A 26,586-nucleotide genomic window follows, 5' to 3' on the forward strand; every position below is an offset into this window, starting at 1 on the left:
CGGCTGGTTGGGAATGGAGGGTGCATCATGAATGCCATCACCGTCGCCTTTGGAACCCACGACAGTTCCATCGAGCCCCTGACGTGGTCAGCCCGATTGGCCCAACACCTCGAGGCCCCGCTGCAGGTGCTGAGCATCGTTGCCCCGGTCTCAGCCGAGGCTCCTCCCGAGTTCTTCGCCGAACTGGACCAGCGCCGCCGACAGGACATCGAGCAGGCCACGAAGAACGCGGGCGCGGCGAGCGCCGACGTCGTGGTGCTCAACGAACACAAGCCTCTCGCCGCCATCGCCTCCTACGTGAACGAGCATCAGCCAACCATGTGCGTGGTCGGCACCCACGACTCACACGAACCGGGAGGACTCGGCGAGGGCAACCCCGCCCACCACCTGCTGCACCACTGCCACGTCCCGGTGGCCATGGTCGGCCCGGGCGCCCCAACGCTGGATGGAGGGGTCTTCGTGGTCGGGGTGGAGGCAACCGGCGACCCGTCGCCGGCGCTTCAATTGGCATCGACGTTGGCGTCGGCTACGAACGGGACCGTGCATGCGGTGCACGCCTACGAATCGCTCAGCGAGGACGAGGCCGAGCGTTGGCGCCAGATCGAAGCCGACCTGGCGGGCGGCGTCGCCGCACCGCTCAAGTTCTTCCCCACCGCAGGCCATCCGGCACAGGTGATCCTGGAACACGGCGATGCCCATGACGCCGCCGCCATCGTGACGGGCACCCGTGGCAGCGGCGGGTTTGGGGGTCTGATTCTCGGCCGGGTTCCAGCCCAGCTTCTGAGCCACGCCAACCGTCCCTTGATCGTGGTGCCGCACCCAGCAGCGCGGAGCAACACCTGACCCGTTCACCCACACGAAAGGAGCCGTCGCATGCCAACGGAATCTGAAAGTAGCCAACCAGGCGGCACCGACCAGGAAACCCTTGCCCACCACCTGGGGCACCTGGCAGCGGATGCCGACGACGTCATGGCAATGCTGACCGCACATCATGCGGAGGGTGGCGATCTTCACCAGGATGCGTTGGCCAAGACCGAGCGGTTGCAGTCAAGCCTCCATGACGTCATCCACGCGTTGACCCGCCACGAGCATCTGGCGATGGGCTCCGATGACGTCTGGGCCATGCTGTCACGCAAGCACGACCCCAAATCGGACGATCCCATCAAGTAGTACCGGGCGGCGGCATCAAATGGTCGGGTAGGTCCAATCCCAATTCTTCTGCGAGCGCCAGGCCGGCGCGGCTCACCGGTACCCCAAGGGTGTCCATCAGGCGGTTCATGATCTGAAAGTTGCCAGCGCACCCAGCAGCCCGAACGACCGCTTCGGGCCCGGCCACAAGTTTCAGCGCCTCCCTCGCCGACCTCATCGCCGCACGATCGCGTGCGAGCGCTGCATCGGTGAACACCAACAGTTCCCGACCCCATTCAAGTTGTGAGTCCTGCGTTGGGTCGGTGACCGCGGCCAGGTTCAACGGTCGATCGGTTCGGGTGGCGCTCGCACGGAGCATGCCGGCATGAGCGAGCAGTCAAAAGAAGCATTCGTTCAGCAGCGAGGTTCGGGCAGCCACCAACTCCATCTGGGTTCGGTGAAGTCCTCGATGCGCATCCATGTCGCCCATCTGGTCCATCGCCAGATACAGCGCCGCATGGAGGCGGTGCATCGCCCGTTCATCGGAGGGAAGCGCGGAGAGGGCGTTGGTCGGCCAGGCACGTCCAACCGTCGGTAGCCATCCCCCGTTGTTCGTTGCTGCGGGGTCGACCTCTCCATGGGGTTCACCGTTGCCCGGCGGCTCGGTGAGCGGCCACGGGGCAACCCCGAGCGCAAAGCAAAACGTGTCAACGGCCACGGTTCTGGACACGACACCAAGGAGTTCAACCAGTTCAATGGGGGTCACTCCCCGGTCGGACACCGAGGCGATCCACTCGGGCCGAACGCGGTGTGCATCCAACGTCAAACGAGCGACGGCTTCGGCAATCACGTCAGCGGTGGAAGACGCAAGCCCATCCATCCAGATTCGGCGCGCCATGGTCGCCATAGCGGTGCGCTGAGAACTGCTGAACGAGGCGCCCGGACCACAGATCTGAGCCACCGCCTCGTCGAGCGCCAACGCCTCGGAATCCGGAACACCCAAACGGTCCATCCTCAACACGGTAGGAGAAAACGCCGGAAGGCTCGCACCGAGCCGTGGACAGACCGGCAGGAACCAATCCGTCGGTGGCGCAGGCTCCGGCGATTGACGTCACGTGCCCATTGGTTCAGGATCGGAGTCGCCCCGGAGGCCGAACCCACGTCGTGACGTTCGTAGCTTGACCAAGAAGGCACACCCCATGACCAGTTACGGGTTCCTGTTGTTCGACGACGTTGAGGAGTTGGACGTTGTCGGCCCATGGGAGGTGATCACCGCATCGGCGATGCTGCGTGCCTCCGAAGGCGCCAATCCCGACACGACGGTGATGATCGCGGAGCGCGACCAACCGGTGCGCTGCGCCAAAGGCATGGTGGTGGTGCCGCATCACACCTTCGCCGATCACCCACCGCTCGACGTGATCGTGGTGCCGGGCGGGCAGGGAACCCGAACTCAGATCGATAACGCCACGTTGTTGGATTGGTTGGCTTCGGTCGGCCAAACCGCCTCGTGGGTCACCAGCGTCTGCACGGGGTCGCTGTTGCTCGTCGGTTCCGGGCTGGGCGCCGGCCGGCGCGTGGCCACCCATTGGGGATTCGAGGACACGCTGGCCGAGCGGGGCGACTGCACCGTGGTCCGGGACGCCCGTTGGGTGCGAGACGGCAACGTCGTCACCAGCAAAGGTGTGTCCGCCGGCATCGACATGGCACTGTGGCTGATCGGCCAGATCCACGACCCGGCCCACGCCAGGGCGGTGCAGCGCTACATCGCCTACGACCCGGCACCGCCGTATCAGGCCGACGTTTGAGCCGCTGCGACCTGCCCCTCGACGTCGGCCCAACCACAAGCGGTCAGCGCCGGGTTGGGGTCATGGTTGCCTGCGCGCTCTTCGCCATCGCGCTGTCCGGCTCTTTGGTCACAGCAAACCGTTCCAAATACAACGATGAAGAATTGTGGCAACAACGCTCGCAGCAGTTTGCCACCGGTTTGGTCACTGGTGACCTCAATCGGCTGACCGCCTATGACGTCAACTTTGATACCACATCGGTCAGCATCACCATGCCGGGCGTACCAACGCTGTGGGTCGGTTCCCTCGTGATCATTGCGGAGTGCGTCTCGGACACCACCCCGTCGTCGTTACGCACCTGCGTGGAGCGATCCAACGGCCCGGGCCTGCCGAACGTCCACCGGGCAATGGCGCTGTTGGGTGCCGCACTGGTGGCGCTGTTGTGGCTGGTGAGTCGCCGGCTTCTGGGCACCATGACCGCCCTTCTTGCATGTCTCCTCATAGCGACAGAACCATTCCTGACAGCACTTCGTACCATGTTTCATACCGATTCTCTCGTCATGTCGTTTTCATTGATCGGTTTTGTGGCGTTTTGTCGCGCACTTGGGTTTGCCGGAAAGGAGCGCTCTCCGGTGGCACTGGGTGCTCTGGCGGGCGTGACCCTCGGTTTCGCCGGCCTGACCAAGTTGTCGGCCGCAGCCGTTGTGCCGGCGCTTGCCGTGTGCGTGATCTGGGTCGGAGCACGAACCTGGCAACGACAATCCGGGTCCTGGGGCGACCGGATCCGAGGGTTGGCACACAGTCGTCTCACCGGGGTGCTCGGGGCCTGCCTTGGCGCGGGGATCATCACGGTGGCGGTGGCCTGGCCCGCACTCGTCGTGGATCCGGCTCGGCAGATCGAGGCCCTCAGGTCCTCGGCGCGCTTGATGGAATCGGGGCACATTCAGTTCTTTCGAGGTGCCGTGACGATGGCGCCGCCCTGGTACTACTACTTGTGGGTCCTTGCGTACCGCCTCACGCCGTGGTCGTTTCTCGGCCTGCTCACCATTCCGGCAGCGCTTCTGGCCCGACGACTCGACACAAGATGGTTGCTCTTCGGAGTCTTCAACGCCTCGCAGTTGTTGGTCATCGGCATGTCGGCAAAGAAATTCGATCGTTACAGCGCAGCACTGGTGGCCGGGGTGCTGGTTCTGATCGCCATCTCGACCGACCTACTCGTCGGCGATCACGTTCGCCGCCTGATCCGGAGTCAACCTGCGGCGCTCAGCGCCGCCGTGTGCTCGGTGGCCGTGATCGTCCTCTGGGGTCACATCCTTGTGGTTGCCGATCGAGATTTCACCTACTTCAACCCGATGGTCGGCGGGTTGAATTCGGCGTCTGGCGACCTGATGGTGAGTTGGGGCGAGGAAAAGTTCGTGGCGAATGACTGGTTGGATGAACGCTTCGGGACCGACAATTATGTGCTCTGCAACGTGCGGGTGCTCGGGGTGATCTGTCCCCCTGGTGAAGGCCCTCACGTTGCGGTCACCTATCTCTCCAATACCCAGCGCGACATGTTGGTCATCCCCCCTCGGTCGAGGAGCTCCTGGTCTCAGATCGGCTCACATAAAATCGGCGACGTTGAGATGATTCAGTTCTGGGAGGAGAATTAGGCCGACCGGCGATTCGAGGACCTGAGTTCTCACGGACTTGCGGTGGGCTCCGACGCAAACCGAGCGGCGAGCCCGGCCCGGATCTCGTAGTGGCGGGTCAGAAAGGTTGCTTCGTCGAGGCGCTTGCGGCGGAGCCACCCGGTGACCTCGTCGTTGCACTTGCTGGCGTTACACGAGCGGCATGCCGGGACGATGTTGTCCAGCGTGTAACGACCGCCCCGTGACAGCGCCAGCACGCAGTCCTTCTGGAGGGGTTCTGCGCCGGTCCCGCAGTAGGCGCAGCCTTCCCAGGCCTCCTGGATGGCCGACCATTGTTCGTCGGTGAGGTCGTGATCGACCCGGTCCATGCGACGCTTGCGTTTGCGGGACGCCCTGGCGCGGCGGCTGCGGTTGACGGCCATGGCCGAAACGGTAGGTGACCGTCGGGCCGAACCGGGCGACCCCCGGTTCAACCGCTCGAAGCGACCGGTTACCCGGCGATGCAGCGGGCGACCCGCTGCATTTCGGCCCGGCACCGGGCTTCGTTCATCCCGGTGTCCAGCAGGTCGCCGAAGCCCGCAAGCAACCCGGTGATCATGAGCACGCGAGCCTCCACCACCGCATCGTCCACCGGCCCTGACAGCTCGCCGAGAATGCGCCGAAGCGACGCGTACAGTTCCCGATGGCGCGCTCCGATGCTGAGCCGAACATCCTCGGGCATGTCGTCAAGGTCGCGGGCGGCCGCAATCATCGCCTGGTGCTCGTCGTGGGCGAGAAACGTCAGCTGTGCCTCCACCCAGCGCCCCAAACGCAGCTGCGGGTCGGCGTCGTCGGCCGCTATCCGATTTCCGGATTCGATGATCGGCTTGATGGCCGTCTCAAACCAGCGGGCCACGATCGCCCCTTTCGTGGGGAAGTAGCGATACACCGAGGTCCGCGCCAGGCCCACCTCGCCGGCGATATCAGCCATCGTGACGTTGACGGCACCACGCTCGGCAAACAGCGCCACCGTGGCCCCAATGACTGCCGTCTCCTGTGCCGCCACGTGTTCGGCGATGGAATCCCCCGTGATCTTCGGCATGTCAGCCGCGTGCCGCCATCAACTCGGACACCCGGCCATTGGCGATCGACAGCGTACGGGTGGCGTGAAGCTGTTCGGGCACGTGGGTCACCACCATCGTCGCAGCACCCGCAGCCTCAGCCTGCTCGGCGAGCAGGGCCATGATCGCCTCGCCTCGCTCGCTGTCCAGGGCCGCCGTCGGTTCGTCGGCCAACAAGACCGAGGGGCGCCCCATGAGCGCCCGGGCGATACCCACCCGCTGCCGCTCGCCGCCGGACAGCTCGGCGGGCCTGGCGCCGGCGCGGGACGTCAGCCCAACATGATCAAGCAACTCGTCGGCACGCTGACGGGCAGCCGAGTCGAGGTGGCCGCCAACATGGGCGGTCAGGTGCAACTGCTCCCTGGCGGTCAGCGACGGGAAAAGGTTGGCCGATTGATAGATCACGCCGATGTGACGGCGCCGGAGCGCGGTTCGCTGTTTGTCGCCGGCTTCGGAGGCATTGGTACCGGCCACCGTGATTCGACCGGTCTGTGGCACCATCAGCAACGCAGCGACGGCCAACAGCGTGGACTTGCCCGATCCGGAGGCGCCGGTGAGTGCGACGATCTCACCCGGTTCGACGCTGAGCGAGACCCGGTCGAGGATCGTGCGCTCGGCCAGGCCGTCCGGCACGGTGACCGTGACGTTGTCAAGGTTGAGGCTCATGGCCGGGCTCCCGCCGCTGGTACAAACGATGGTTGAGGTTGACGGGTTCACGGTTGGCTCCTCAGCGCGACAATCGGATCAACCGACGTGATTCGACGCACGGCGATCAGACAACCGACCAGACCGAACACGATCAGCAGGCCCATCGACGTGAGGATCGGCCCTGCCGCCAGCCGGAACGGGGCCTCGCCGCCAACAAACTGCCCCAGGCCCACGGCGACCAGCGAACCCGTGGCAACGGTGCCCACCAGCACGATCGCCATCTGACCGAGCGCGTCCCGCAGCACGTAGCCGTTGGACGCGCCCAGCGCCTTGAGCAGCCCGATCTGACCTGTGCGCTGCACGGTCCACACGGTGAAGAAGGCACCGACGATGAGCGCCGAGATCACCACCAAGAAGTTTTGGATGAGGCTCATGGTGGAGGTCTCCCCCGTGTATCCGGGCGAACCGGCGTAGGCCGCCACCTTGGAGATCACCTCGGTGTCGGAGGCCTTCTCGGCTGACGTAAACGACATGCCATCGGGCGCTTTCAACGCAATGGCGGAGAAGCGACCTTTGGCGTTGTTGCCGTACAACAGGCTCTGCCAGGTGGGCAGCGAGGTGAAGGCGATGGGCACGTGGCCGTACGACCCCGAGTAGGTGAAGCCAAGGACCGGAAGCCGCTCATCGACGCCCACGATGGTCAGTTCGTCACCCACCGACAGCCCCTCAGCCTCAAACTCGTGGCTCAGAATGATGCCGGGTGGCCCGGCAAGCGAGCGCTTCGCCTCTCCAGCCGGGGCGAGGAAACTGTTCTCGCTGATACCAAACAGCGCCATGTCGATGGTTGAACCATCGGCCTTCTTCGCGTTGAAGAACGACACGCCGATCGGTGACGCCTGCACGCCGTCAAGCCCCTCAAACGCCTGGAGGTTGGCATCGGTCAACGTGGATCGGCTGAATGTGCCGTCGGCGCCCGGTTGAAAGGCCAGGTTGGTCAGCGGCAGGTTGCGCAGGCCGGAAATGCCGTCGTCGACCAGCCCGTTGGCCAGACCCGACAACAGCGTGGCCATCAGCGCCACCAGCCCAATGACCAGGCCAACCAGCGCAAACCTCCCTCGGGCGAACCGAAGGTCTCGTAACGCAAGGAACATGCGGGTCTCCTTCGCAGGGACACTGACTGCGCATCGTCCAGATGGCGACACTGTGTTGACATCATAGCGACGGACTGTCGACAAACCAAGGAGATGGCGCATCCCGACCAACCCGGCACCGGCCTGCCGCGCCTGCCGGCGGTGCATCTTTGACCGTCAGCGCACGAGGTCGGCCAGAAGCACCGTGTACAGGTCCAGGTCGTCCCGGCTGAAGCACACGAACCGCACCAGCGACACGGAGGTCGACGTGCTCAGCACCGTTTCGACCGCAATCCGAGCGGCCGGCTGAGCAGGGTACCCAAAGACGCCGGTGGAGATCGCCGGAAACGCAATGCTCCGGGCACCCACCTCGTCGGCTCGCATCAGCGACTCCCGGTAGCACGAGGCCAGTGCTTCGGGCTCGCCAACCTCACCGCCCCGCCACACGGGTCCAACCGTGTGGATAATCCATCGGGCAGCAAGCTTGAACCCCGGCGAGGTCTTGGCCTGCCCGGTTCGACAGCCCCCCAGATGTCGACAGAAGTCCACCAGTTCGGGACCAGCGGCCAGGTGGATTGCACCGTCGACCCCTCCACCACCAAGCAGCGACGAGTTTGCGGCATTCACGATGGCATCAACCGCTTCACCGGTGATGTCGCCAAGGACGGCGTCCAAGCGTGGCATCTCAGCCACCATCCCCGCGTCATCGAAACCGTCACCCGCAGCCACGTCATCCATCGTTGCATGGTGTCGCCGCCGCTCCGAGCCGGCCAACCCGGCTCTCTGCCGCTGCATCGAGACGATCGACGAATTCCGACAAAACCCAGCAACGATTCACCCGGGTTGATTGGCCAACTCGACGGTATGCAACAGAATACGAGTGGAGGTTTCGGCAAGAAACGAGCGACCCCAACTGCGGACGATGTCATCCAGGCGTGGCACGCCCGCCACCGACATCAGGATCAGACCCGGATATTGCAGCCGGGTAGCGGGTTGTTGGTGGTTTGACGCGGCAGGTGCCCCTGCTGGCTGGAAGAATGGAGAGTACGAACAGCTCTATTCGACTAGCGACAGGAGCACCTGCCAGGTGAATGCTACAGGCGCGTTGTTTGATGCCGGGGAACTGATCGGACAGCCCCGCCGCCGGAGTGCTTCGGTGAAGGTCAAGGTGAGCGATGACAAGGTGACCGGGGTGGGCGGGGTGGCGTTGTGGGGACCGATGTTGGACAACCTGAACCTGGTCGGTGTCGCCGATGGGCGCCGGTTGCGGCCGATCGGGCCTGGCGGCTACACCGGCGGGGAGTGCTATCGGGCGTTGGTCGAGATCCTGTTGGCCGGAGGCGATTTCTTGTCGGACCGGTCCCTGTTGGATGGGCCGACCCAACAGTTGCGGGGCGCTCACGTGTTGCCCTCACACGCGACGATGTTCCGGTTTTGTGGCGGAGCCGATTTTGGTCGGGTCCAGAAAGCCGCGGCGGTGAACCGGACGATGTTGGCTCGGGCGTGGGCGTCGGGTGCGGGACCTTCTGGTGGGATGGTCACGGTTGATCCCGATGCCACGCTGGTCGACACCTACGGGCCGGACAAGGAAGGTTCGAAGTTCTCCTACCGGGGCGAGGTTGGCTTGTCACCGCTGATCGGGGTGTGTGGTGAGACCGGTGACGTGCTCGCGATCCGTGCCCGGTCTGGGAATGCCCATCCGGGCCGGGACAACGCCGGGTTCATTCGAGAGTGTGTGTCGGCGATCCCCGGCCCGGTCCGGGAAACAACGAACCTGTGGGTCCGTGTCGATTCCGCCGGCTACCAACACGCCGTGTTCGACACCGTCGAGGCGCTGGGTGGGGTGTTCTCCGTGACCGCGCCACAACGGTCCAACGTGAAAGCGAAAGTCCGGGCGTTGGCCACCAACCCTGACACGCAATGGGTGCCAGCGTTGGCCGGCGAGGCCAAGCGGGGTTCCGAGGTCGCAGAAACACCTTTCGTGATGGGGCAAGGCAAGACCCGGCGCATGTTGCGGATGATCGTGCGCCGTCAACGCACCAGCGCCGGTGACCAGTTGTCCTTTGATGATCTTGACGGTTGGAGGTTCCATGCGATTGTCACGAACCTTCCCGCCCTGTTCGCACCCCCAGCAGAGGTCGAGGCCCACCATCGGCTTCGTGGCGGGATCCCCGAGGACACCATCCGGCAACTCAAGGAAGACTTTGGGCTGATCCACGCGCCGGTGAAGAACTTCTTCGGGAACTGGTTGTGGTGGCACGCCTCTGTGCTTGCTCACAACACCGCCCGCTGGGTCCGTCACCTCGGGCTGCCCCCGACGTTCAAACGGTGCCGTGGGAAACGGCTCCGCCTCGCGTTCTTCAATGTCGCAGCACGAGTTGTCAACCACGCCGGCGGCCTCGAGTTGCGGCTCCCACGATCCCACGCCTGGGCCGACGCGTTCATCGAAGCCCTCACACGCATCCGGGCCCTGCCCGCGTTCGCCTGACCCGGCCAGGCACCCACACACCCAGACTCAGCCCGGACAACCCGACCACACCACAACCTTCTGCCTCACCGCGCCCCAAAACCAGACAAACACCATTCAACCTCACACCAGAGGCAGCACCCACCCAAACCAGTGGCCTACACGCCGTTCAAGAACCGGGCTGCAATATCCGGGTCAGATAGTCGAATGGGCCGGTGACGTGTGCCGCCAGGTCCACCTCGTCCAGTTGGCTCATCTCAGCCTCGAAACCCTCATGGTCACCGTCGGCGGGGAGCCGGACGTCGACCGCCGCCCTGAGCGTGCGTCCGATCGTCTCCGGATCGATCACCGCCGAGTATCCGGCGATCACACCGATTCGCTCCAACCGTTTCACCCGGTCGGCCGTGGCACTGGCCCCCAACGACACCTCGATGCTCAGGTCACGGTATGACATTCGTCCCATTTTGCGAAGCAGGCCAAGGAGAGCATGGTCAATGTCATCAAGTAGCACGGTTTCCACGGTCATCGTGTCGTTCTAGCCGCCGGGAACCCCGCTCGTCACGGTGATGGTGCCGCCACACTGCACTCCATGAACGGATTGGTCGTGGGCTTCACCACATCGCTTCCCCTCCTGATGATCATCGGGCCGATCGCGCTGATGGTCGTGGACATCGGCCTGACCGACGGCGTGCGACGCGGCTGGCCGGCGCCGCTGGGCATCGCCACCGTCGACCTGCTCTACGGGTCGGTGGCGGCAACGGCCGGGCTGGGCCTCCAGCGGCTACTGGGCACCCATCGCTCTGCCATCGGCGTGGCCGGAGGTCTGACACTGTTGGTGTTGGCCGCCCACCTGCTCGTTCATGCCCGATCGACTCAGCCGTCCTGCACAGCGACCGCTTCCACCGATTCCGGCACTGCACCGCGTCACCCGCAGGCGGCCACCGGCCGCGCCCCGGCGGGCCTGGCCGCACGCTTCGCCGGCCTGTGCGCCATCAACCCGCTCACACTGGTGGCATTTGCATCCCTGGCGGTGAGCGCTGGAGCCAACATCGGCCCCGGGTGGGTCGTCGGCATCGTCTGCGCGTCGCTGCTGGTGCACGGAGGATTTCTAGTCCTTGGCGACACCCTCGGACGCGTACTCACCCCGGCGCTCATCCATCGCGGACGACTGCTGGGCTGCCTGGGCGTTGCCGCGCTTGGCTTGCACACGATGCTCGGCGTCCTCTGAAGAACGACGGAGCTCGCAGCCGCCGAGGTCACGACGGCCGCAACTACGCGACGGGTTCCTCGCGCTCGAACGACGGCAGCGCCACACCGGGCCGGTAGTAGGTGTACATGTCCTCGATAATGACCTGTGCCGCATCTGCATCCGAGCCAAACGACATCTCAACGGTGACGACGCCACCGTTGATGTGAATCGACTCGATGCCGCGCACGCCATCGAGCAACCTCTTGGCCAGCAGGTCCGGCGGGCGATGCCCGGAGATCTCGGTCCCGGGCCGGTACACCTCGTGGCCCGTACCGGTCAGCGTTCGGTTCAGCTCGTAGCGAACCACCCCGGGACGACTGGACTGCTTCTGCGTGACGACAACCGGCTGACCCATAGGGGCAGGATCGTACCGCTCAGGGGCGGTCCACCCCAAAGGTGTCGCATTGCTCAGCCTGGCCGTTGTCAAACCCCACCTTGAACCACTTCACCCGCTGCTCCGAACTGCCGTGGTTCCACGTCTCCGGGTCGATGCGTCCAGTGGCCTGTTCCTGGATGCGGTCGTCACCAACCGCCGATGCGGCACCGAGGCCCTCCTCAATGTCGCCCTGCTCGAGTCCTCGGTTGGCCGAGTCGTCCAGATACACGTTGCGGGCCCAGACGTCGGCGAAGCAGTCTGCCTGCAGCTCGAGGCGGATGGACAGCGCGTTGGCCTGATCCGGGTTCTTTCGGCTCAGGCGCTGCGCGTCGTCCGAGATACCCAGCACATTCTGAACGTGATGGCCCATTTCGTGTGCCACCACGTAGGCCTGAGCGAAGTCGCCCGGTGCGCCGAAACGGTCGGCCAACTCATCGAAGAAGGTTTCATCGATGTACACCTCAGAGTCGGCCGGGCAATAGAAGGGCCCCACGGCCGACGAGGCCTGCCCGCACCCGGTGTTGACCGAACTGCGAAACAGGTTGAGCTTGGCATTTGAATACTTCTGTTGTCCCTCAGCGAACTGCTTGGTCCAGGTGCGTTGCACATCGTTAAACACCCAGACAATGAAGCGTCCGGTTTCATCGGTGGGGGCATCGTCCGCACGGCCCGTCGGACCTGACGCCTCCGGCACGGCACCAGGCAGATCCATCTGCTCGACGTTGAACGGGAGGTCGCCGCCTCCGGTCAGGCGCGGCAGAATGAAGATGGCCGCCAAAGCGATCACGATGCCCAAGATGCCGGAGCCCTTGCCGATGGGAAGGCCCATGCCGCCGCCCCGGCCGCCTCCACCCGGCAATGGGAACTGGAAACCACCGCCTGCGCCCCCCGACGATCGCTGGTCGTCCACGTTGCTCATGTCGGGTGTGGCGTCCTGGTCCCACTTCACGGGGACACGCTACCTGGGCGGCTCAGGCGAACAGGGAAAGCTGCGGGTCGGGCCGCACGTAGCGCTGATGAGGCCAGGGAAGGTCATCGCAGAACGACCAGCTGCGACGGTGGATGGCCGTGGGCCCGTACCCCAGCAACGCCATCTGGTGCTTGGGACACGGATATCCCTTGTTGTATTCGAAGTCGTATCCGGGGTGATTTGCTGCGGCCTCCCGCATCATTCGGTCGCGGCTGACCTTGGCCAGGATGGATGCCGTTGCGATCGAGAGACAGCGGGCATCGCCCTTGACCAACATCGTGGTGTTCTCGTGACCCACGAAGTCCCACTTGCCGTCCAACAGCACCGCGTCGACCGCCAGCCCCAACGAGTCGAGGGCGCGAGACGCTGCCAGCCGCTGTGCCGCCGACATGCCCAGCTCGTCACACTCCCGAGGCCACGCGTGACCCACCGCCCAGCCCCGACACCAGTCGGCCACACGGTCGAAGAGTGCTTCCCGGCGCGCCTCCGAGAGCATCTTGGAATCGCGCACACCATTGATACGTCGGTCGGCCGGCAGCACGGCCACGCCAACGGTCAGGGGCCCAGCCCACGAACCCCGACCCACCTCGTCGATACCCACCACACACTCGGCGCCCCGCTCCCACCACAACCGCTCGAATTCAAGGGTGGGCGGACGGGTCCGCCGCCGGGAAGGTGCGGTTGCCTTGCGGGTCCGACGTGCCGGCGACACCGGTTCAGCCATGTGGGGCGGCCGAATGGGTCTGTGGCTCCAACCCGGCGATGACCTGGAGCTCGTCGGCATCTGGAACCCCGGATGCAAATGCGCCGATGATCTCCCGAGCCAACTCTTCGGTGGTCAGGCGCTGTGACAACGCCAGCACATTGGCATCGTTCCAACGTCGGGCGCCCGTGGCGGTGTCGGCGTCAACACACAGGGCCGCACGCGCTCCCGCCACCTTGTTGGCGGCCATGGCAACCCCGGTTCCGGTGTAACACCACACCACACCCACCTCGGCCACGCCGTCGACCACTGCCTGGGCGACGCCTGCGCCCACCGACGGCCAGGGCGCACCTACCAACTCCCTCACCAGTTGGTGGCCCGACGCCCGCAGCCATGCGGCCACCGAATCGGTGGTTGGGGTCGCCTCGTCGGCGCCGTAGGCAATGCGCATGGGTTCACGGTAACCCGAACGCTCGATAGCGTTGCGAGGTGAACGACGACGCCATGGCGCCCGACACCTGGGCCCGGCTCAGCACGCTGCGGGCGCTGGTGGCCGACGGACGGGCGGAACTGGCCGTCAGCCGCCTGCGTCGGTTGCTTCACGACGAGCCAAATCTGGGCGAGGGCCACGCGCTGCTGGCGTCAACGTTGCTCAGCCTGCATCAGCCCGAAGAGGCCCTGCGCGCCGCCGACGCTGCGGTGCAGTCGGCACCCGATGCCGCCGAAGGCCACCACCTACGCGCCAGAATTCTGCTACAGCTGGGTCAGGCCGGCCCTGCCCTGGCAGCGGCTGAGGCCGCCGTGGCTCGGGAGCCACTGGTGCCGACCTACCAACGGGCACTGATGCGGGCCGGTTTCGCCGCCAACAACCTGGACGCAGCGCAGGCCGGGGCTGTGGCCTGCGCGCGTCTGGCCCCGGAGCGCCCTGATGGAGCGTTGGGTGAGGCAGAGGTGGCCCGCCGCCGGGGACGCCTGGGACGGGCCGACGGTCTGATCACACAACTGGAAGCGTCCCATCCCGGGCACAGTGGTGTGCGACGGCTTCGCCTCGCCATCGACGCCGACCTGGTGACGGCGCCGAAGCAGGGTTTCTTTGCCCGCATCGCTGCCCGGTTCCGCCGTTCGTCCTGACCCCGACGAGGGCCGGCGACCGCCCAAAAGGGCCGGGGAGATCGGTTGAGCAACTGAACACGAGGTGGGTGACGCGACGGTCACAGCAGCGCACACGCCCAGGTTTGCTCGACTCAGGTGCCGTCGGGCCGGCGACGGGTGGGCATGTCGACGCCCATGGTGACCGCGCCGCCTGAGCGCCCGGCCTCCGGGGTGCTCACCGAACCGCCGCCGGCTGAGTCCCCGCCGGACTCCGTGCTTTCGTCCGTGCTTGCGACCGTGGTCTCTGCTGCGGCCGCGGCCGACTCCGCCCGGGCCGTCAACAACTCGACGGCACCCGGCGGCACCTCCAGCAGCGCCTCTCCAACAAGCTCGCTGCCGGTAAACACCGGGTCCAAAGCAGGAGCACGAAGCAGGAGCACGCTCGGTGGTGTCCCGGTCGAGGACGCACCATCGGTTTCGGGACAATGCCCGAGGCCATCCGGGGTGAGTTCCCAGATCAGCGCCGGACGGGCACCGTGCCAGCGCAGCGCGCACGAGACCGAGCCCCCGGCAACCGGAAGGTCGCTGAACTGGGCCGGACGACCCCACCACTCCGAAGGGAAGGAACCGAACGCATCGACGGACGAGCCGTTGAGTGGCGCTGCCAGGTCGAGCGTGGCAGCCAGCAGACGCGCCATCGTGGCCACCGAAGCGCCGTCCTCTCCGATACCCAACGGACGGGTGGGATGCACCACGTCGGGCCAACACCCCAGCCGCTCCAGCAACGCCGACACCGCCGCCACCGTCAGCGCACCATCCGGTCGGCCTGCGGCGATATCCCGCCGGGCCGCATCCAACGTTGCGGGCAGATCCAGGTCGGCGCCCGGTTCCCGGCGGACCCACCGAACCCGGCCCAGAGAAGCCGATGGCTCGGAGGACACCTCGGACGGCACCTCGGACGCCTGCTCAGGCTCAGGCTCGGGCTCGGGCTCCGCACCCGTCGGAAGAGCTGCTGCGATGGCGCGCGCGTTGTCCGCCACACCCTGCTGCCCCCACCCGTCGGCCATGACGGCCACCGCTTCAACCATCGACGCCAATCGAGGCCGTTGTGCCTCAGGCCACCACTGCACGCCACGGCGGCGCAGCTGCCGCAGGGTGATGTGCAGCGCCCTGGCCAGATGCACCAGCAGGTGCTCAGGCGCATCGATCACCTCGTCACGCGTCAGCGACACGCCGAGCCCGAGCGATGCCTCCAGCACGGCGGCCAGACCCGCAGGGTCGTCATCGACGGCGCGGGCCACCTGCCCAACCACCGGGCCAACCACATCGGCATGGCCAAGCCGTGCCAGTGTCCCGGCAGCCAACGCGGCCGACACCGGGTCGGCGCCGGTAAACCATGCGCCATCGGCGGCAGCCAGCAGTTGAGCCCGGGCAGCCCGGGCCATGTCGGTCAGGGAACTCTCCGGAAGTTCCAGTGCAGCGCCGACTTCAAGGTGCCGTGCCCACCCCTTTGCCATCGCCGTCGTGTCGGGCAGGCGTTCCAACTCTGCGACCGCGTCGACCTCGGACGACTCGAACGAGCCGAGCGGCAGCCCCATGCGCAGCATGGAACGATGCGCCATCGGCCACACGAGGGCCGCCCCACCCGTACCGTGACGAGACACCACGGGCGCGACCGGGCCGTCGGACCCCTCGGGCATCCGTGCAACCAGGTCCACCAGGTCATCGGCCCGATCAACCAGATGCGCCGCTCGCGGCGGGCGCTGGGCCACCAACACCGTCGCCCCGTTGACCGACAGCACACCGCCCGAAACCTCGACCCGATCGATGCGGCCCACGTCGCTCAGCGTCCACGGGGTGGCCACCATTGCCAGGCCCACCGGGTCGGGCCCATCCACCTCAACCTCCATCGTCACCCAGGCCGAACCGGGCTCTCCGCTGCGTGGAGCGGCGCCCTGCCGGATCACCAGTTCGTTGGGGCCGACCCGGACGCGTGTCTCCGCCACCGGGAGGTGGTCGGTGCGCACCTGTCGAACGCCGGCAGCCTCGGCAGCGCGTTGCCAGGTTCCGTCATGGTTGAACCACCAGTCCAACACCCAGGTGGCACCGGGCAGCGCCACCGCCCCGCGCCGATCAAGCGATGCAGCACCGGCCCCATCCAGGGTGGACAGCAACGACCAACCCATCTCCATGCGGTTGCGGCCGGCCAACGGGGTGGGCAGGTAGAGCGAGGAGTCGGGGTCGTGTTGTCGGGTCCACCAACCCGGGGCCACCAGCGTCTGAGCGGCGGAGACCCGGTGAGCGGCGCGGCGCTGCCTGCGATCACTCATACGCAGGATGCTCCACCCCGGACTGACGGCCCATCAGGCCGTCGTAGGCCTCCGACGCGGACAGCCCCTCGTGGCACACCGCCCGCACCTGGGCGGTGATCGGCACATCCACCTCGTATTCCTCAGCCAACTCCATCACCGCGGTGGATGTCTTGACGCCCTCGGCCACCATGTTCATCTCGTCGACGATCTCCTCGATCGTGCGCCCCTTGCCCAGTTGCTCCCCCACATGGCGATTACGGCTCTGCGGGGAAATGCAGGTGGCGATGAGATCGCCCATGCCGGCAAGCCCGGCGAAGGTCACCTGCTGGCCGCCCATCGCAACGCCCAGCGCGGTCAACTCGGCCAGCCCTCGTGTGATGACCGCGGCCCTCGTGTTGTCACCGGTGCCCAGCCCGTCGGCCATGCCGGAGGCGATGGCGATGACGTTTTTCAGCGCACCTCCCAATTCGCACCCGATGACGTCGGGGTTGGAGTACACCCGGAAGCGATCGGTGGCAAAAACCGCCTGCAACGTCTCGGCCACCACCGGGTCGGGCGTTGCGATCACCGCTGCGGCAGCGTCGCCAACCAGAATCTCCTTGGCCAGGTTGGGCCCCGTCAAGACTGCGGCCGGGTGCCCTGGAAGCACCTCATGGATCAACTGACTCATGCGCTTGCGGGTGCCCTGCTCCAGACCCTTGGTCAAGCTCACCACCGGCACCCAGGGGCGAAGGAACTCGCCGACCCTGCCCAATGTCTCCCGAAACGCCTGGCTGGGCACGCCCATCACCAGCACGTCGGCGCAACGAACCGCCTCTTCCAGATCGGCTGTGGCGGTGAGGTCGGGATGGAGGTCGTAACCCTCCAGGTAGCGCCTGTTGACGTTCGACTCGTTGATCTCGACCACGGTTTCCGGGGCCCGGGCCCACAACAGGGTTTTGGCATTATGAGCAGCCAGGTGACCAACCGTGGTTCCCCACGAGCCGCCCCCGATCACCGACACCGATACTGGTTTCATCTGCGGACCTCCCTCGAATGAGCCGAAACTAGCCCACCGGGCGTTGCCGGGCGCCCGCCGAGGGCAGGCCTGATCCACCGCTACCATCGAGCCCGATGGCGAGCACGAGCACAACGTCGACGAGCCCGCAGGTCCCGCCCCACCCCGGTGGCGCGCCCCGTGCCGACGTGGTGCTCATCCCGGTGAAGGCGTTTTGCGATGCCAAGGCCCGGCTGGGCCCCGTGCTGTCTCCGGGGCAGCGGTCCAGGTTGGCTCAGGGAATGGCCGCCCGGGTGATCGCAGCCGGTGCGCCGGCGCCTGTGTGGGTGGTGTGCGACGACGAACGCGTGGCCGACTTCGCTCGCCGTCACGGGGCCGAGGTGTGCTGGACGCCCGGCCTGGGGCTCAATGGCGCAGTGGCCGAGGCGCTCGCTCAGGCAGCAGCAGCGGGTCTGCTCGAAGCGATCGTTGCCCACGCCGACCTGCCGTTCGCCCGCGACCTTTCCACCCTGGTGTCGCCGGGGCGGGTGGTGGTGTTTCCTGACCGCCACGCCGATGGCACCAACGTGATGGCCATCCCCACCGACGTGGGGTTCCGTCCTGCCTACGGCGCCCATTCGGCCGAGCGGCACCGCGCCGAGGCAGACCGCCTGGGGCTGGAGGTCCAATCCCTGCATGATTCGGCCCTCAGCTGGGACGTGGACACCGCCGACGACCTGTGGCCACCATCCGAGGTGGGCGAGTGGCCCGACGAACTCCCGCGCCCGGCGCCCGCCGAGCCCTGTCGAAGTCTGCCCTGAGGAGATCACGGTGTCTCATAGCGACCTTCCGCCGCATGCCCGGCCGCCGGCAGCTCAGCGCCTGGACCCGCAACCGGGCTCCGCAAACATGGGGCTCCCGCCTCCAGCGGTGGCGCTTGCCATCGGCGCGCATCCCGACGATGTGGAGTTCGGGTGCGGCGCCACGCTGGCCCGCTGGGCGGCTCAAGGCACCCGAATCCACCACCTCATCTGCACCGATGGGTCCAAGGGCACCTGGGACGTTGACGCCGACCTGACGGCCTTGGTGGCGAGACGCCGGGACGAGCAACGAGCCGCATCGCGCGCCCTTGGAGGGTCGGGCGAGGTCACGTTCCTCAACCGCATCGATGGCGAACTCGACAACGACCCCAACACCCTCGCCGAGGTGGTCAGCGCCATCCGCACCGTGAAGCCCGACGTGGTGTTGGGCCATGACCCCTGGAAGCGCTATCGCCTTCACCCTGATCACCGGGCCGCCGGATGGCTGACGATCGATGGGATCGTCGCAGCGCGAGATCCGCATTTTCTGCCCCACCTCCGCTTGGAGCACCATCGGCCTGAAGCGCTGTTGTTGTTCGAGGCCGACGAGGTCGACCACCTCGAGCCGGCCGACGAAGCCGCGCTCCAGGCCAGGATCGCTGCCTTGGAGGCTCACCGGTCTCAGTTTGAAACCACCCATCACCACCGGGTTGGTGGGGCAAAATCCGGCCTCGACGAACGCTCCCTCCACACCCAGTTCGTCCTGCGCGAGCGGCGGTTGCTGGCCGAGGCCGCGCTCCCATTCGACGCCGAGTTGGGTGAGGCGTTCAAGCTGATGAACGACTTGTAGCGGTCCGGTCGTCAGCCCGTAGCGCTGGGAGGCGGCTGTCCGGGCGTCGTTGGTGCCGGGATTCCGGTCTTGGCGTCGTCTGCCTCGCCGGCGGGCTCCAAGCTGCTGGAATCCAGCTTGTTCGTCGACTCCGGGGGCAGCGGGGCAACACCCGGGACCGTGGTGGAGGCGTCACCAAACTCGTCGGGGTTCACCCGGGCCAGAATCGCCTGCTCCGCATCGGCCATCAGCGTTCGGGACGGACGTTCGGGGCCGGTGAAATGCAAGGTCACCACCGACGACCCGACCTGAAAGACGGTTCGTACGTCGTAACTCGACCGGTCCTTCGGCTGAAACACCCGGCTGACGTAATCGGTGATCGGTTGCTGGCCGCCAGGGTCGGTGACGTCGATGCGAATCTTGGTTTTTCCGTCGAGTCCCGACACAAAGTAGTCCGGGCAGCTGAGCAGAATCTTGGTGACATCGCTGACATAGTTGGCAGCAAATTGAGGGCGGTCAAAGGTGGCCACCTCGGACACCAACACGCTGTTGTTCTTGGGGTAGACGAAGGTCGCGGTGTCCAGCGGCGAGGAACGAATGCCCGTGGTCTCCACCTTCTCGCCACACCACGGTTCGCCCACCAGACCCGGAAACGACGGCACCACCTCCCAGTCCGCGGGGATGTCGCCCTCCTGCAGGAGCATGGTGGTGGGCTCGATCCCTCCCAGGCTCAATTGATCCAGAACGACGGCACCTTCGGTGGGATCCGGCAGTTTGCTGATGGCCTGCCCCAACGCCTGCCCGATACCCAGCCCCACGGCTGCAACGATGGCGGCCACCAACACCAGCCGAACGGCCGATCCGCCGAGGCGCTTCAAGATGGGGTGCCGAGGGGCCGGTGCGTCCGCCACGGGCGAAGATGCTACTCGGCCCCGGGTCAGGCTCAGCGGAGGGCCGTCTTGGTTCCCGCCTCGTCCCAGGCCGACGCCAACCGGAGGGCCACGTCGGCAGCGGTCGCGTCGCTCTCGTAGGGGTTGCGCGGCCAGAAGAACCCCCGCAGTCCGTCCTTTCGACGCCGTGGCACCACGTGTGTGTGCAGGTGAGGGACGGACTGGCTCACGCGGTTGTTCATGGCGACGAACGTGCCGCCCGCATCCATGGTGGCCTCGACCACCGCTGCGACCCGCTGCACACGGGAGAAGTACCCCTGAAGCTGATCGGTTGGCAGATCGGTGAGTGTCTCGACATGGCTCCGAGGCACGACGAGGACATGGCCCGGAAACAACGGCACCTTGTCGAGGAAGGCCACCGCCACCTCGTCGGCAAACACCACGTGCGCCTTTGACGCTCCGGCAACAATCCGGCAGAACACGCAGCCATGTTCCTCCGCTGGATCCGCAACCTGAGCTTCATTGTCACCGGTCATCGACACCATGGTGCCACGGGTCGGACTCGCCCACTCCCGGGTCTTGCATCAGGCGCACTGCACGCGCCCTCACCACGGGAGTCCACATGTCCGAAGTCCCATCCTCGCCAACGCGGCCCGATCCGCCCCGGCTGCCCCTTCCACGTCGCATCCCCACAGCTCCGGCGGGTCGGGGCCCGGCACTGCCGTTGTCCAGCCAGTCCCACACCGCCTGGGCTGCGGCGCTGGTCGGCCTGGCCGATCACGCTCCGGTCCTGGTGGAACTCACCGCTGCCGGATCGGTGCGCTGGTGGTCACCGCACGACGGCGACCAGGCCGATCCGATCAGCCTGGTCTGGGCACAGCGGGCCGAAGCCGACGTGCAGCTCGCAGGTTTGGCGCTCGGCCGGACCGCACCCGACGCCCACGCAGGCCTTCCGGGCGTCTCAACAGCAGCCGCAGTGGTGGCGACCCGCACCGGCGACTGCTCGGTCACGACCGGCACCGGAGCAGACCTCACCAACGCCGGGGGGCGCAGCCTCGTGGTCGACGCCCTGATGCTGTATCTGGGCCTGCCCACGGCGGCGGAACCGCGAACGCCCGCACACTTGGTTTGCTCGGTTTGGCTCGACCGCCTGCTGGCTGCGACGGTGCTCGAACCCGGGCGCGTCACCACCTGGACGGCGGCCATACGGCACCATCCGTTGAGCTCCGGCGGCACCACGGCACCCGAATTGGCTGCGATCACCCAAGACCTGGGCGCGATGGGGTGGGACCCGATGCGGCTGGCGGTGGCGGCCGGCTCCACCGACTGGGTCGACCTCGATCCGGTCGGAGCCGCGTGGATGGATCGGGGTGCGTTCGCCCGCCGCCTCCTGGACCGGTACCCGGATCTTGATGATCAATGCCGCGTCCTTTCGGCCGTCATGCCAACCCGATTGGCCCACACGGTTCGCCACGCCGTGTCGGCATCGCTCACTCATCGTCGGTGATGCCGCATCCGAACGGTTTCGACCATGGTTTCCATCGACTACACAGGTGATCATGCGGCTGAACCTGACAAGCGACGAGCTCTTGGCAACCACACGCGCGGTGCGCAAGCGCCTTGACCTCACACGGGATGTGGAGCCCGAAGTGATCGACGAGTGTCTCAACGCTGCCCTCCAGGCCCCCACCGGCTCAAACACCCAGGGCTGGCACTTTCTGGTGGTGCGGGATCCCGAGCTTCGCCGCGGCCTGGCCGACCTGTATCGCGAGGCATTTTCCGGTTACATCGCCCTGCAAAAGGAGGCAGCCGCGAAGCTGGGTCCATCGGAGACGGCCGACACCCAACAACGTGTGCGTTCGTCGGCCGAGTACCTGGCCGAGCATCTTCACGAGGTTCCGGTTCATCTGATCCCCTGCATTTCCGGGCGACCCGAGAAACTCCACCAATCGATGATGGCCGGGTTGTACGGCTCGATACTGCCCGCCACCTGGAGCTACATGCTGGCCGCCCGTGATCGGGGACTGGGCACGGTTTGGACCACGCTGCACCTACCGTTTGAGCAGCAGGCTGCGGAGCTTCTGGGCATCCCCTACGACCGGGTCACGCAGGTGGCCCTCATTCCAACGGCCTACACGCTGGGCACCGACTTCAAACCCGGTCCCCGTCGCGACAAGACCAAGGTCATCCACCACGATCGATGGTGATCGGCCGTTCCGCCGCCCAGACGCAACGAGCCGGCGATCAAGGGTTGAGACCGAGCGACGCTACCCTTCAATGGGTGACCACCCGCGTACGTTTCGCCCCCTCCCCTACCGGCTCGTTGCATCTGGGCTCGGCCCGCACGGCCCTGTTCAACTGGCTGTTTGCCCGCTCTGCGGGCGGTGAGTTCCTGGTGCGCATCGAAGACACCGACGCCGAACGCTCCCGACCGGAGCTGATCCAGCAGGTGTTCGACACGCTGGAGTGGTTGGGGCTCGACTGGGACAACCGCGGCGACGAACCCAGGCAGTCTGAGCGCGCCGATCAGTATCGCGAGGCGGTTGATCGGATGTTGGCCGAGGGTCGGGCCTACGCCTGCAACTGCGAACGTGCGGCGGTTGACGCACGCAACTCCGCCGCCGGTCGTCCGCCCGGCTACGACGGCTTTTGTCGTGATCGCGCCTTGACCGTGGGTCCGGACACGGTGGCCCGCTTCGCCACGCCGTCCGCTGGAACCGTCGAGTTCGACGACGTGATCCGGGGCCACGTCAGCTTCGAATGCGCCAACCTGGAGGACTTCGTCATTGCGCGCAGCGATGGCTCGGTCACCTTCCTGCTGGCCAACGCCATCGACGACGACGCCATGGGCATCACCCACGTGATGCGAGGCGAGGACCTGCTGAACACCACTCCAAAGAGCCTGTTGCTGCGCCAAGCGATCGGCGGTGGGGAACCGCCGGTGTACGCCCACCTGCCGTTGATCGTCGGTGAGGGCCGCAAGAAGCTCTCCAAGCGGCGAGATGACGTGGCGGTCGAGAACTATCGCGATGCCGGGTACCTCCCGGAGGCGATGGTGAACTACCTGGCCCTACTCGGTTGGGGTCCGTCGGACGGCATCGAGGTGCGCCCGCTGAACGAGATCGTGGAGATGTTCTCGTTGGAGGCCATCAACCCGTCACCCGCCGCCTTCGATGCCAAGAAACTGGCGCACGTCAACGCCGAGAAGCTCCGGGCGCTCGATGCCGACGAGTTTCTGCGAGCCAGCGAGCCCTTCCTGGCCGGTGCTCCGTGGGAACCGGCCGGCTTTGACCGGGACGTGTTCGTGGCGATCGCCCCCGAGGTACAGAGCCGGGTCAAGACCCTCGGTGAGGTGCCCGCCATGGTGGACTTCTTTTTTCTCGATGCACCGCTCATGGACGAGGCCTCGGTCGCGAAGGCCATCACCAACAACCCCGACGCCCCGGAGTTGTTGGCGGGTGCGATCAGGCGGTTCGAGTCCGAAACCTGGAGCGCCGAGGCACTACACGCCGCCACCCTCGAGCTGGGGGAGGCTCACGGGCTCAAGCTGGGCAAGGCGCAGGCTCCAATACGGGTGGCCGTCACCGGGCGCACCGTGGGCCCGCCACTCTTCGAGGCCTTGGTCCTTCTGGGGCGGACGACCACCTTGGATCGACTGAAGCGCGCATCCCGTTCGATACCCGATGAGGCCACCACGATCACGTGAGACGCATCGCCCGACCTCGCCGTCTTCGCACCTGGCTGGTGTTGGCCGTGCCGATGATCGTCATCGCGTACCTCGGCCTCACCTTCGTTCAGGTGACGCGGGCGACCGGACGTGACGATCGGGACCCCGTCGATGCCATCGTGGTGTTGGGCGCCGCCCAATACGACGGTCGTCCCAGCCCGGTGCTTCAGGCCAGGCTCGATCATGCGCTCGAGTTGTACCGCGAAGGCGTCGCACGCAAGATCGTCTTGACCGGAGGCAAGCAGGCCGGCGATCGCTTCACCGAGGCGTTCACCGGTTTCACGTACCTGCGGAAGGCCGGGGTACCCGACAGCGACCTGGTGGTCATCACCGACGGTGCCAACACCTGGGAGTCGCTGGCCGCCGCCGCGCGACAGTTGAAGAGCGGCGATCAACGCGACGTGGTGATGGTGTCCGATCCGTACCACAACCAGCGATTGTTGGGCACCGCCGGCGACTTGGGAATGAACGGCGGTGTCTCACCAACCGAGCGGGACACCGACTTTCGCCATCTGCTGGCCGAGACCGGTGCAGTGTCGCTGGGAAGACTCATCGGGTACCGACGGCTGCTGCGCTTCGGGTGACCGCGGCGAGGCGTCCCCTTGCTGTGGTGACCTACCGCACAACAATCGGAGTGTGCGCCGTCGGGCACAGGGCGCTAAAGTCCTGGGACCCTTCGGGGGTGGTGTAATCGGCAACACAGGTGGTTCTGGTCCATCTATTGGGGGTTCGAGTCCTCCCCCCCGAGCTCAAGACAACTTATTTGCGGGTGATGACACTCGAGCGATCGACCCAGGTCGGTACTGCTATCGTCACCCGGCGTCCTGCCCCCATCGTCTAGCGGCCTAGGACACCACCCTCTCAAGGTGGCGGCACGGGTTCGAATCCCGTTGGGGGTGCAACAGAGAAACCCTGGTGAGCTTCCCGATTCAGGGCGGTTGGCCAGGGTTCTCGTCGTTTGTTGGGGCGTGCGCAATCCGCATTGCCGGGCCGGTAGACCTGAGCCCGGCGCCAACTGACACCTCCGTATCGCATCACGATATATTGAGCGGGTGCGCGTCCACGATGTTCTCGACAACGCGGTCATCCAAGTCCGCGAGGGCATGGGCCCGGCAGTGGTGGCCGTTGGTGTCGCCGGCGGCGTCGTGGGGGCCGCATACGTCGGCGTGCTTCATGTGCTGACCCACGTGATGGGCCCCGACCACCATGCCGCCCCGGTGCAATTGGGCATCATGGTGGCCGTCGGCGCTGCGGTGGCGCTGATCACCCGAACCTGGGGGGAAACCGGCAACACCGAGTTGCTCGTGGACAACATCCACGTCCTCGGCGGCGCGGAGGATGTGCGGGCGCTTCGAACCCTGATCCCCACGTCGCTCCTGTGCGTCGCCTCGGGTGCCGGCATGGGCCCGGAGGCGCCACTGGTGCAAACCACCGGCACAATCGGCACGTTGGTCGGCACACACAGCGGCCGCTCCACCCGAGACGTCCGAGTGCTGACCATCACCGGGATGGCGGCGGGTTTCACCGTCTTGTTTGGCGCCCCCCTTGGTTCGGCCATCTTCGCGCTGGAGATTCTGCACCGACGGGGGCTGCAGTACTACGAGGCGCTGCTGCCCGCCGTGGTCGGCTCGTTGTGTGGCTACGCGGTCTACCTGGGCCTCAGCGGCCTGGGCATCAGTTCGGTGTGGGCGTTCCCCACGGTGAGCGACCTCACACTCGGCGATTTGGGCCTGGCGGTCGTCATCGGCATGCTCGGCGCCCTCGGCGCCGCCATCTTCACCCGGGTCACCATGATCTGGCGTTGGGCTCTTGCCGCGGTGCCCACCTCGTGGCGTTATGTACTGGGCGGCTTGGTGCTGGGGCTCCTCGGCTGGTGGTCGCCGTTCGCTCTGACCTTTGGCGAGGTTCAGGTGTCCGACCTCCTCGACGTTCGGTTGGGCGCCGGCGCATTGGCCGTGGCGATGCTCGCCAAACTGCTGGGCACCACGGTCACCCTCGCCGCGGGCTGGAAGGGAGGGTTCATCATCCCCCTCTTCTTCATCGGTGCTGCGTTCGGGCAGCTCTCACACGTCTGGCTGAACGACACCAACGAATCGGTGCTGATGGCCTGCGCCATGGTGGCGCTGTGCGTCGGTGTGACCAAGACACCGCTGGGCACCACGTTGGTGGTCACCGAAATGGCAGGGCTTCCCCTGCTTCCCGTCTTGCTGATCTCGGCGGTCACCTCCATACTCGTTGCGAATCGCGTCTCATTGATCGACACCCAGCGGGAACGCGCCGCATCCCAACCTGCGAGCACTGCACATGGATGACCGCCAACTCTCCGATCGCGACCACCAGGCCCTCGCCTCATTTCGACACGCCTTACGGGTGTTCCTCCGTTTCTCGGAGGAGGCGGCCCGGGAGGCCGATGTCACCCCCGCCCAGCATCAATTGATGCTGGCGATCAAGGGTTGGTCCGGGCCGCTCCCGCCCACCGTTGCGGAGTTGGCACACCAACTGCAGCTCAAACACAACTCCACGGTGGAGCTGGTGCAACGGGCCGCCGCCGCCGAGTTGGTGCGCAGCGACCCCAATCCGCTCGACCGCCGGCAGCATCTGACCCGACTGACCGAACGTGGCGAGGCTTCCATTGCATCGCTGTCGTTGCTGCATCGCGACGAACTGCGCCGATTCCGTACCGAGATGAACGACGTCCTGCGCGAACTGAACTGACGACGGATGGCAGACTGTCACCTTTCGGACAACGGCTCTGACGGGCCGGCCCATGCAGG

31 protein-coding genes and 2 tRNA genes are annotated in these 26,586 nt (G+C 66.3%); 17 read left to right on the forward strand and 16 right to left on the reverse strand.

All coding sequences use genetic code 11. The features are described from left to right. Nucleotides 1–27 precede the first annotated feature (27 nt). Together MPARV_RS0101975 and MPARV_RS0101980 are read left to right on the forward strand one after the other, a co-directional pair. Nucleotides 28–843 carry a universal stress protein gene (locus tag MPARV_RS0101975; protein WP_012230551.1) on the forward strand — a complete coding sequence of 272 codons (816 nt, stop codon included), beginning with the start codon at nt 28–30 and terminating at the stop codon, nt 841–843. 30 nt (nt 844–873) lie between these two features. Beyond that, on the forward strand, nt 874–1,170 hold the full coding sequence (locus MPARV_RS0101980) for a hypothetical protein (protein WP_012230550.1): 297 nt from the start codon (nt 874–876) through the stop codon (nt 1,168–1,170). On the opposite strand, the gene MPARV_RS0101985 is transcribed toward MPARV_RS0101980, so the two are convergent. Both MPARV_RS0101985 and MPARV_RS0101990 read right to left on the reverse strand, forming a co-directional pair. Next, complete coding sequence (locus MPARV_RS0101985; RefSeq protein WP_020377045.1) at nt 1,163–1,507, reverse strand: hypothetical protein; 345 nt, start codon at nt 1,505–1,507, stop codon at nt 1,163–1,165. The genes MPARV_RS0101980 and MPARV_RS0101985 overlap by 8 nt on opposite strands. A gap of 18 nt (nt 1,508–1,525) precedes the next feature. Beyond that, entirely contained in the window at nt 1,526–2,140 is a 615-nt protein-coding gene (locus MPARV_RS0101990; protein ID WP_020377046.1) for a hypothetical protein, read from the reverse strand. Nucleotides 2,141–2,327: 187 nt separating this feature from the next. Between MPARV_RS0101990 and MPARV_RS0101995 the strand changes: the two genes are divergently transcribed. Continuing rightward, a complete protein-coding gene (locus tag MPARV_RS0101995) occupies nt 2,328–2,933 on the forward strand; it encodes a DJ-1/PfpI family protein (RefSeq protein WP_012230545.1) in 606 nt (201 codons plus the stop codon). Between the two features lie 62 nt (nt 2,934–2,995). Continuing rightward, entirely contained in the window at nt 2,996–4,564 is a 1,569-nt protein-coding gene (locus MPARV_RS0102000; RefSeq protein WP_031277059.1) for a glycosyltransferase family 39 protein, read from the forward strand. Nucleotides 4,565–4,593: 29 nt separating this feature from the next. Here the strand turns inward: MPARV_RS0102000 and MPARV_RS0102005 are convergent, their stop codons facing one another. From MPARV_RS0102005 to MPARV_RS0102025, 5 genes are all read right to left on the reverse strand, one after another. Next, complete coding sequence (locus MPARV_RS0102005) at nt 4,594–4,965, reverse strand: HNH endonuclease (protein WP_012230543.1); 372 nt, start codon at nt 4,963–4,965, stop codon at nt 4,594–4,596. 68 nt (nt 4,966–5,033) lie between these two features. After that, entirely contained in the window at nt 5,034–5,624 is a 591-nt protein-coding gene (locus MPARV_RS22020; protein ID WP_012230542.1) for a TetR/AcrR family transcriptional regulator, read from the reverse strand. A gap of 1 nt (nt 5,625) precedes the next feature. Continuing rightward, a complete protein-coding gene (locus MPARV_RS0102015) occupies nt 5,626–6,309 on the reverse strand; it encodes an ABC transporter ATP-binding protein (protein ID WP_020377048.1) in 684 nt (227 codons plus the stop codon). Nucleotides 6,310–6,356: 47 nt separating this feature from the next. Further along, the gene (locus MPARV_RS0102020) at nt 6,357–7,442 is read right to left on the reverse strand and encodes an ABC transporter permease (RefSeq protein WP_020377049.1); all 1,086 of its coding nucleotides are present in this window, start codon (nt 7,440–7,442) and stop codon (nt 6,357–6,359) included. A gap of 156 nt (nt 7,443–7,598) precedes the next feature. After that, complete coding sequence (locus MPARV_RS0102025) at nt 7,599–8,159, reverse strand: O-acetyl-ADP-ribose deacetylase (protein ID WP_238538801.1); 561 nt, start codon at nt 8,157–8,159, stop codon at nt 7,599–7,601. Between the two features lie 349 nt (nt 8,160–8,508). Between MPARV_RS0102025 and MPARV_RS0102035 the strand changes: the two genes are divergently transcribed. Further along, nucleotides 8,509–9,909, forward strand: coding sequence for an IS1380 family transposase (locus MPARV_RS0102035; RefSeq protein WP_012231233.1), 1,401 nt, complete (start codon nt 8,509–8,511; stop codon nt 9,907–9,909). Between the two features lie 148 nt (nt 9,910–10,057). Here MPARV_RS0102035 and MPARV_RS0102040 read toward each other — a convergent pair whose 3' ends face one another. Continuing rightward, complete coding sequence (locus MPARV_RS0102040; protein ID WP_020377052.1) at nt 10,058–10,414, reverse strand: Lrp/AsnC family transcriptional regulator; 357 nt, start codon at nt 10,412–10,414, stop codon at nt 10,058–10,060. Between the two features lie 63 nt (nt 10,415–10,477). Here MPARV_RS0102040 and MPARV_RS0102045 point away from each other — a divergent pair, with 63 nt between their 5' ends. Continuing rightward, nucleotides 10,478–11,116 carry a hypothetical protein gene (locus MPARV_RS0102045; RefSeq protein WP_020377053.1) on the forward strand — a complete coding sequence of 213 codons (639 nt, stop codon included), beginning with the start codon at nt 10,478–10,480 and terminating at the stop codon, nt 11,114–11,116. Nucleotides 11,117–11,159: 43 nt separating this feature from the next. Here the strand turns inward: MPARV_RS0102045 and MPARV_RS0102050 are convergent, their stop codons facing one another. The 4 genes from MPARV_RS0102050 to MPARV_RS0102065 are packed head-to-tail and all read right to left on the reverse strand — an operon-like array spanning nt 11,160 to nt 13,637. Further along, a complete protein-coding gene (locus tag MPARV_RS0102050; RefSeq protein WP_012230532.1) occupies nt 11,160–11,492 on the reverse strand; it encodes a hypothetical protein in 333 nt (110 codons plus the stop codon). Between the two features lie 19 nt (nt 11,493–11,511). After that, nucleotides 11,512–12,462: a KPN_02809 family neutral zinc metallopeptidase gene (gene ypfJ / locus MPARV_RS0102055; RefSeq protein WP_020377054.1), complete on the reverse strand. Its 951-nt coding sequence runs from the start codon at nt 12,460–12,462 to the stop codon at nt 11,512–11,514. 22 nt (nt 12,463–12,484) lie between these two features. Then, nucleotides 12,485–13,207 (reverse strand): ribonuclease HII, encoded by a 723-nt coding sequence (locus MPARV_RS0102060; RefSeq protein ID WP_020377055.1) that lies wholly within the window; start codon nt 13,205–13,207, stop codon nt 12,485–12,487. Continuing rightward, on the reverse strand, nt 13,200–13,637 hold the full coding sequence (locus tag MPARV_RS0102065; RefSeq protein ID WP_012230524.1) for an RpiB/LacA/LacB family sugar-phosphate isomerase: 438 nt from the start codon (nt 13,635–13,637) through the stop codon (nt 13,200–13,202). The genes MPARV_RS0102060 and MPARV_RS0102065 overlap by 8 nt, the downstream gene beginning before the upstream one ends. A gap of 38 nt (nt 13,638–13,675) precedes the next feature. Between MPARV_RS0102065 and MPARV_RS0102070 the strand changes: the two genes are divergently transcribed. After that, entirely contained in the window at nt 13,676–14,317 is a 642-nt protein-coding gene (locus tag MPARV_RS0102070) for a tetratricopeptide repeat protein (protein ID WP_020377056.1), read from the forward strand. A 113-nt stretch (nt 14,318–14,430) separates the two neighbouring features. Here the strand turns inward: MPARV_RS0102070 and MPARV_RS20650 are convergent, their stop codons facing one another. After that, on the reverse strand, nt 14,431–16,608 hold the full coding sequence (locus tag MPARV_RS20650) for a hypothetical protein (RefSeq protein ID WP_020377057.1): 2,178 nt from the start codon (nt 16,606–16,608) through the stop codon (nt 14,431–14,433). Next, entirely contained in the window at nt 16,601–17,608 is a 1,008-nt protein-coding gene (locus MPARV_RS0102080; protein WP_012230519.1) for an NAD(P)H-dependent glycerol-3-phosphate dehydrogenase, read from the reverse strand. Before MPARV_RS0102080 ends, MPARV_RS20650 begins: the two co-directional genes overlap by 8 nt. A 95-nt stretch (nt 17,609–17,703) precedes the next feature. Between MPARV_RS0102080 and cofC the strand changes: the two genes are divergently transcribed. Then, a complete protein-coding gene (gene cofC / locus MPARV_RS22025) occupies nt 17,704–18,387 on the forward strand; it encodes a 2-phospho-L-lactate guanylyltransferase (protein ID WP_012230517.1) in 684 nt (227 codons plus the stop codon). A 10-nt stretch (nt 18,388–18,397) separates the two neighbouring features. Next, complete coding sequence (locus MPARV_RS20660) at nt 18,398–19,216, forward strand: PIG-L deacetylase family protein (protein WP_012230514.1); 819 nt, start codon at nt 18,398–18,400, stop codon at nt 19,214–19,216. 11 nt (nt 19,217–19,227) lie between these two features. On the opposite strand, the gene MPARV_RS0102095 is transcribed toward MPARV_RS20660, so the two are convergent. Together MPARV_RS0102095 and MPARV_RS0102100 are read right to left on the reverse strand one after the other, a co-directional pair. Further along, nucleotides 19,228–20,106 carry a hypothetical protein gene (locus MPARV_RS0102095; RefSeq protein ID WP_012230513.1) on the reverse strand — a complete coding sequence of 293 codons (879 nt, stop codon included), beginning with the start codon at nt 20,104–20,106 and terminating at the stop codon, nt 19,228–19,230. Between the two features lie 32 nt (nt 20,107–20,138). Continuing rightward, nucleotides 20,139–20,630 (reverse strand): HIT family protein, encoded by a 492-nt coding sequence (locus MPARV_RS0102100; RefSeq protein ID WP_020377060.1) that lies wholly within the window; start codon nt 20,628–20,630, stop codon nt 20,139–20,141. Between the two features lie 77 nt (nt 20,631–20,707). On the opposite strand from MPARV_RS0102100, the gene MPARV_RS0102105 reads away from it, so the two are divergent. The 8 genes from MPARV_RS0102105 (at nt 20,708) to MPARV_RS0102140 (ending at nt 26,527) form a co-directional block, all read left to right on the forward strand. Next, on the forward strand, nt 20,708–21,592 hold the full coding sequence (locus MPARV_RS0102105; RefSeq protein ID WP_012230511.1) for a hypothetical protein: 885 nt from the start codon (nt 20,708–20,710) through the stop codon (nt 21,590–21,592). 52 nt (nt 21,593–21,644) lie between these two features. Beyond that, a complete protein-coding gene (locus MPARV_RS0102110; RefSeq protein WP_012230509.1) occupies nt 21,645–22,292 on the forward strand; it encodes a nitroreductase family protein in 648 nt (215 codons plus the stop codon). Nucleotides 22,293–22,366: 74 nt separating this feature from the next. Further along, nucleotides 22,367–23,791, forward strand: coding sequence for a glutamate--tRNA ligase (gene gltX, locus MPARV_RS0102115; RefSeq protein ID WP_031277068.1), 1,425 nt, complete (start codon nt 22,367–22,369; stop codon nt 23,789–23,791). Beyond that, nucleotides 23,788–24,396 carry a YdcF family protein gene (locus MPARV_RS0102120; RefSeq protein ID WP_012230505.1) on the forward strand — a complete coding sequence of 203 codons (609 nt, stop codon included), beginning with the start codon at nt 23,788–23,790 and terminating at the stop codon, nt 24,394–24,396. The genes gltX and MPARV_RS0102120 overlap by 4 nt, the downstream gene beginning before the upstream one ends. Before the next feature lie 92 nt (nt 24,397–24,488). After that, nucleotides 24,489–24,560, forward strand: a tRNA-Gln gene (locus MPARV_RS0102125). Nucleotides 24,561–24,638: 78 nt separating this feature from the next. Then, nucleotides 24,639–24,711 (forward strand) — tRNA-Glu (locus MPARV_RS0102130). 153 nt (nt 24,712–24,864) lie between these two features. Next, complete coding sequence (locus MPARV_RS0102135) at nt 24,865–26,124, forward strand: chloride channel protein (RefSeq protein ID WP_012230503.1); 1,260 nt, start codon at nt 24,865–24,867, stop codon at nt 26,122–26,124. Next, the gene (locus MPARV_RS0102140) at nt 26,117–26,527 is read left to right on the forward strand and encodes a MarR family winged helix-turn-helix transcriptional regulator (RefSeq protein WP_012230501.1); all 411 of its coding nucleotides are present in this window, start codon (nt 26,117–26,119) and stop codon (nt 26,525–26,527) included. The genes MPARV_RS0102135 and MPARV_RS0102140 overlap by 8 nt, the downstream gene beginning before the upstream one ends. The last annotated feature ends 59 nt before the right edge of the window (nt 26,528–26,586 follow it).

Source organism: Candidatus Microthrix parvicella Bio17-1, from assembly GCF_000299415.1.
In the GTDB taxonomy this organism is placed as follows: domain Bacteria; phylum Actinomycetota; class Acidimicrobiia; order Acidimicrobiales; family Microtrichaceae; genus Microthrix; species Microthrix parvicella.

Excerpts from the sequence above, each read along its gene's own strand:
- MPARV_RS0101975 (WP_012230551.1), top strand. The coding sequence starts at position 28 with ATGAATGCCATCACCGTCGCCTTTGGAACCCACGACAGTTCCATCGAG.
- MPARV_RS0101980 (WP_012230550.1), top strand. The coding sequence starts at position 874 with ATGCCAACGGAATCTGAAAGTAGCCAACCAGGCGGCACCGACCAGGAA.
- MPARV_RS0101985 (WP_020377045.1), bottom strand. The coding sequence starts at position 1,507 with ATGCTCCGTGCGAGCGCCACCCGAACCGATCGACCGTTGAACCTGGCC.
- MPARV_RS0101990 (WP_020377046.1), bottom strand. The coding sequence starts at position 2,140 with ATGGACCGTTTGGGTGTTCCGGATTCCGAGGCGTTGGCGCTCGACGAG.
- MPARV_RS0101995 (WP_012230545.1), top strand. The coding sequence starts at position 2,328 with ATGACCAGTTACGGGTTCCTGTTGTTCGACGACGTTGAGGAGTTGGAC.
- MPARV_RS0102000 (WP_031277059.1), top strand. The coding sequence starts at position 2,996 with ATGGTTGCCTGCGCGCTCTTCGCCATCGCGCTGTCCGGCTCTTTGGTC.
- MPARV_RS0102005 (WP_012230543.1), bottom strand. The coding sequence starts at position 4,965 with ATGGCCGTCAACCGCAGCCGCCGCGCCAGGGCGTCCCGCAAACGCAAG.
- MPARV_RS22020 (WP_012230542.1), bottom strand. The coding sequence starts at position 5,624 with ATGCCGAAGATCACGGGGGATTCCATCGCCGAACACGTGGCGGCACAG.
- MPARV_RS0102015 (WP_020377048.1), bottom strand. The coding sequence starts at position 6,309 with ATGAGCCTCAACCTTGACAACGTCACGGTCACCGTGCCGGACGGCCTG.
- MPARV_RS0102020 (WP_020377049.1), bottom strand. The coding sequence starts at position 7,442 with ATGTTCCTTGCGTTACGAGACCTTCGGTTCGCCCGAGGGAGGTTTGCG.
- MPARV_RS0102025 (WP_238538801.1), bottom strand. The coding sequence starts at position 8,159 with ATGGATGACGTGGCTGCGGGTGACGGTTTCGATGACGCGGGGATGGTG.
- MPARV_RS0102040 (WP_020377052.1), bottom strand. The coding sequence starts at position 10,414 with ATGACCGTGGAAACCGTGCTACTTGATGACATTGACCATGCTCTCCTT.
- MPARV_RS0102045 (WP_020377053.1), top strand. The coding sequence starts at position 10,478 with ATGAACGGATTGGTCGTGGGCTTCACCACATCGCTTCCCCTCCTGATG.
- MPARV_RS0102050 (WP_012230532.1), bottom strand. The coding sequence starts at position 11,492 with ATGGGTCAGCCGGTTGTCGTCACGCAGAAGCAGTCCAGTCGTCCCGGG.
- MPARV_RS0102060 (WP_020377055.1), bottom strand. The coding sequence starts at position 13,207 with ATGGCTGAACCGGTGTCGCCGGCACGTCGGACCCGCAAGGCAACCGCA.
- MPARV_RS0102065 (WP_012230524.1), bottom strand. The coding sequence starts at position 13,637 with ATGCGCATTGCCTACGGCGCCGACGAGGCGACCCCAACCACCGATTCG.
- MPARV_RS20650 (WP_020377057.1), bottom strand. The coding sequence starts at position 16,608 with ATGAGTGATCGCAGGCAGCGCCGCGCCGCTCACCGGGTCTCCGCCGCT.
- MPARV_RS0102080 (WP_012230519.1), bottom strand. The coding sequence starts at position 17,608 with ATGAAACCAGTATCGGTGTCGGTGATCGGGGGCGGCTCGTGGGGAACC.
- cofC (WP_012230517.1), top strand. The coding sequence starts at position 17,704 with ATGGCGAGCACGAGCACAACGTCGACGAGCCCGCAGGTCCCGCCCCAC.
- MPARV_RS0102100 (WP_020377060.1), bottom strand. The coding sequence starts at position 20,630 with ATGGTGTCGATGACCGGTGACAATGAAGCTCAGGTTGCGGATCCAGCG.
- MPARV_RS0102105 (WP_012230511.1), top strand. The coding sequence starts at position 20,708 with ATGTCCGAAGTCCCATCCTCGCCAACGCGGCCCGATCCGCCCCGGCTG.
- MPARV_RS0102110 (WP_012230509.1), top strand. The coding sequence starts at position 21,645 with ATGCGGCTGAACCTGACAAGCGACGAGCTCTTGGCAACCACACGCGCG.
- MPARV_RS0102140 (WP_012230501.1), top strand. The coding sequence starts at position 26,117 with ATGGATGACCGCCAACTCTCCGATCGCGACCACCAGGCCCTCGCCTCA.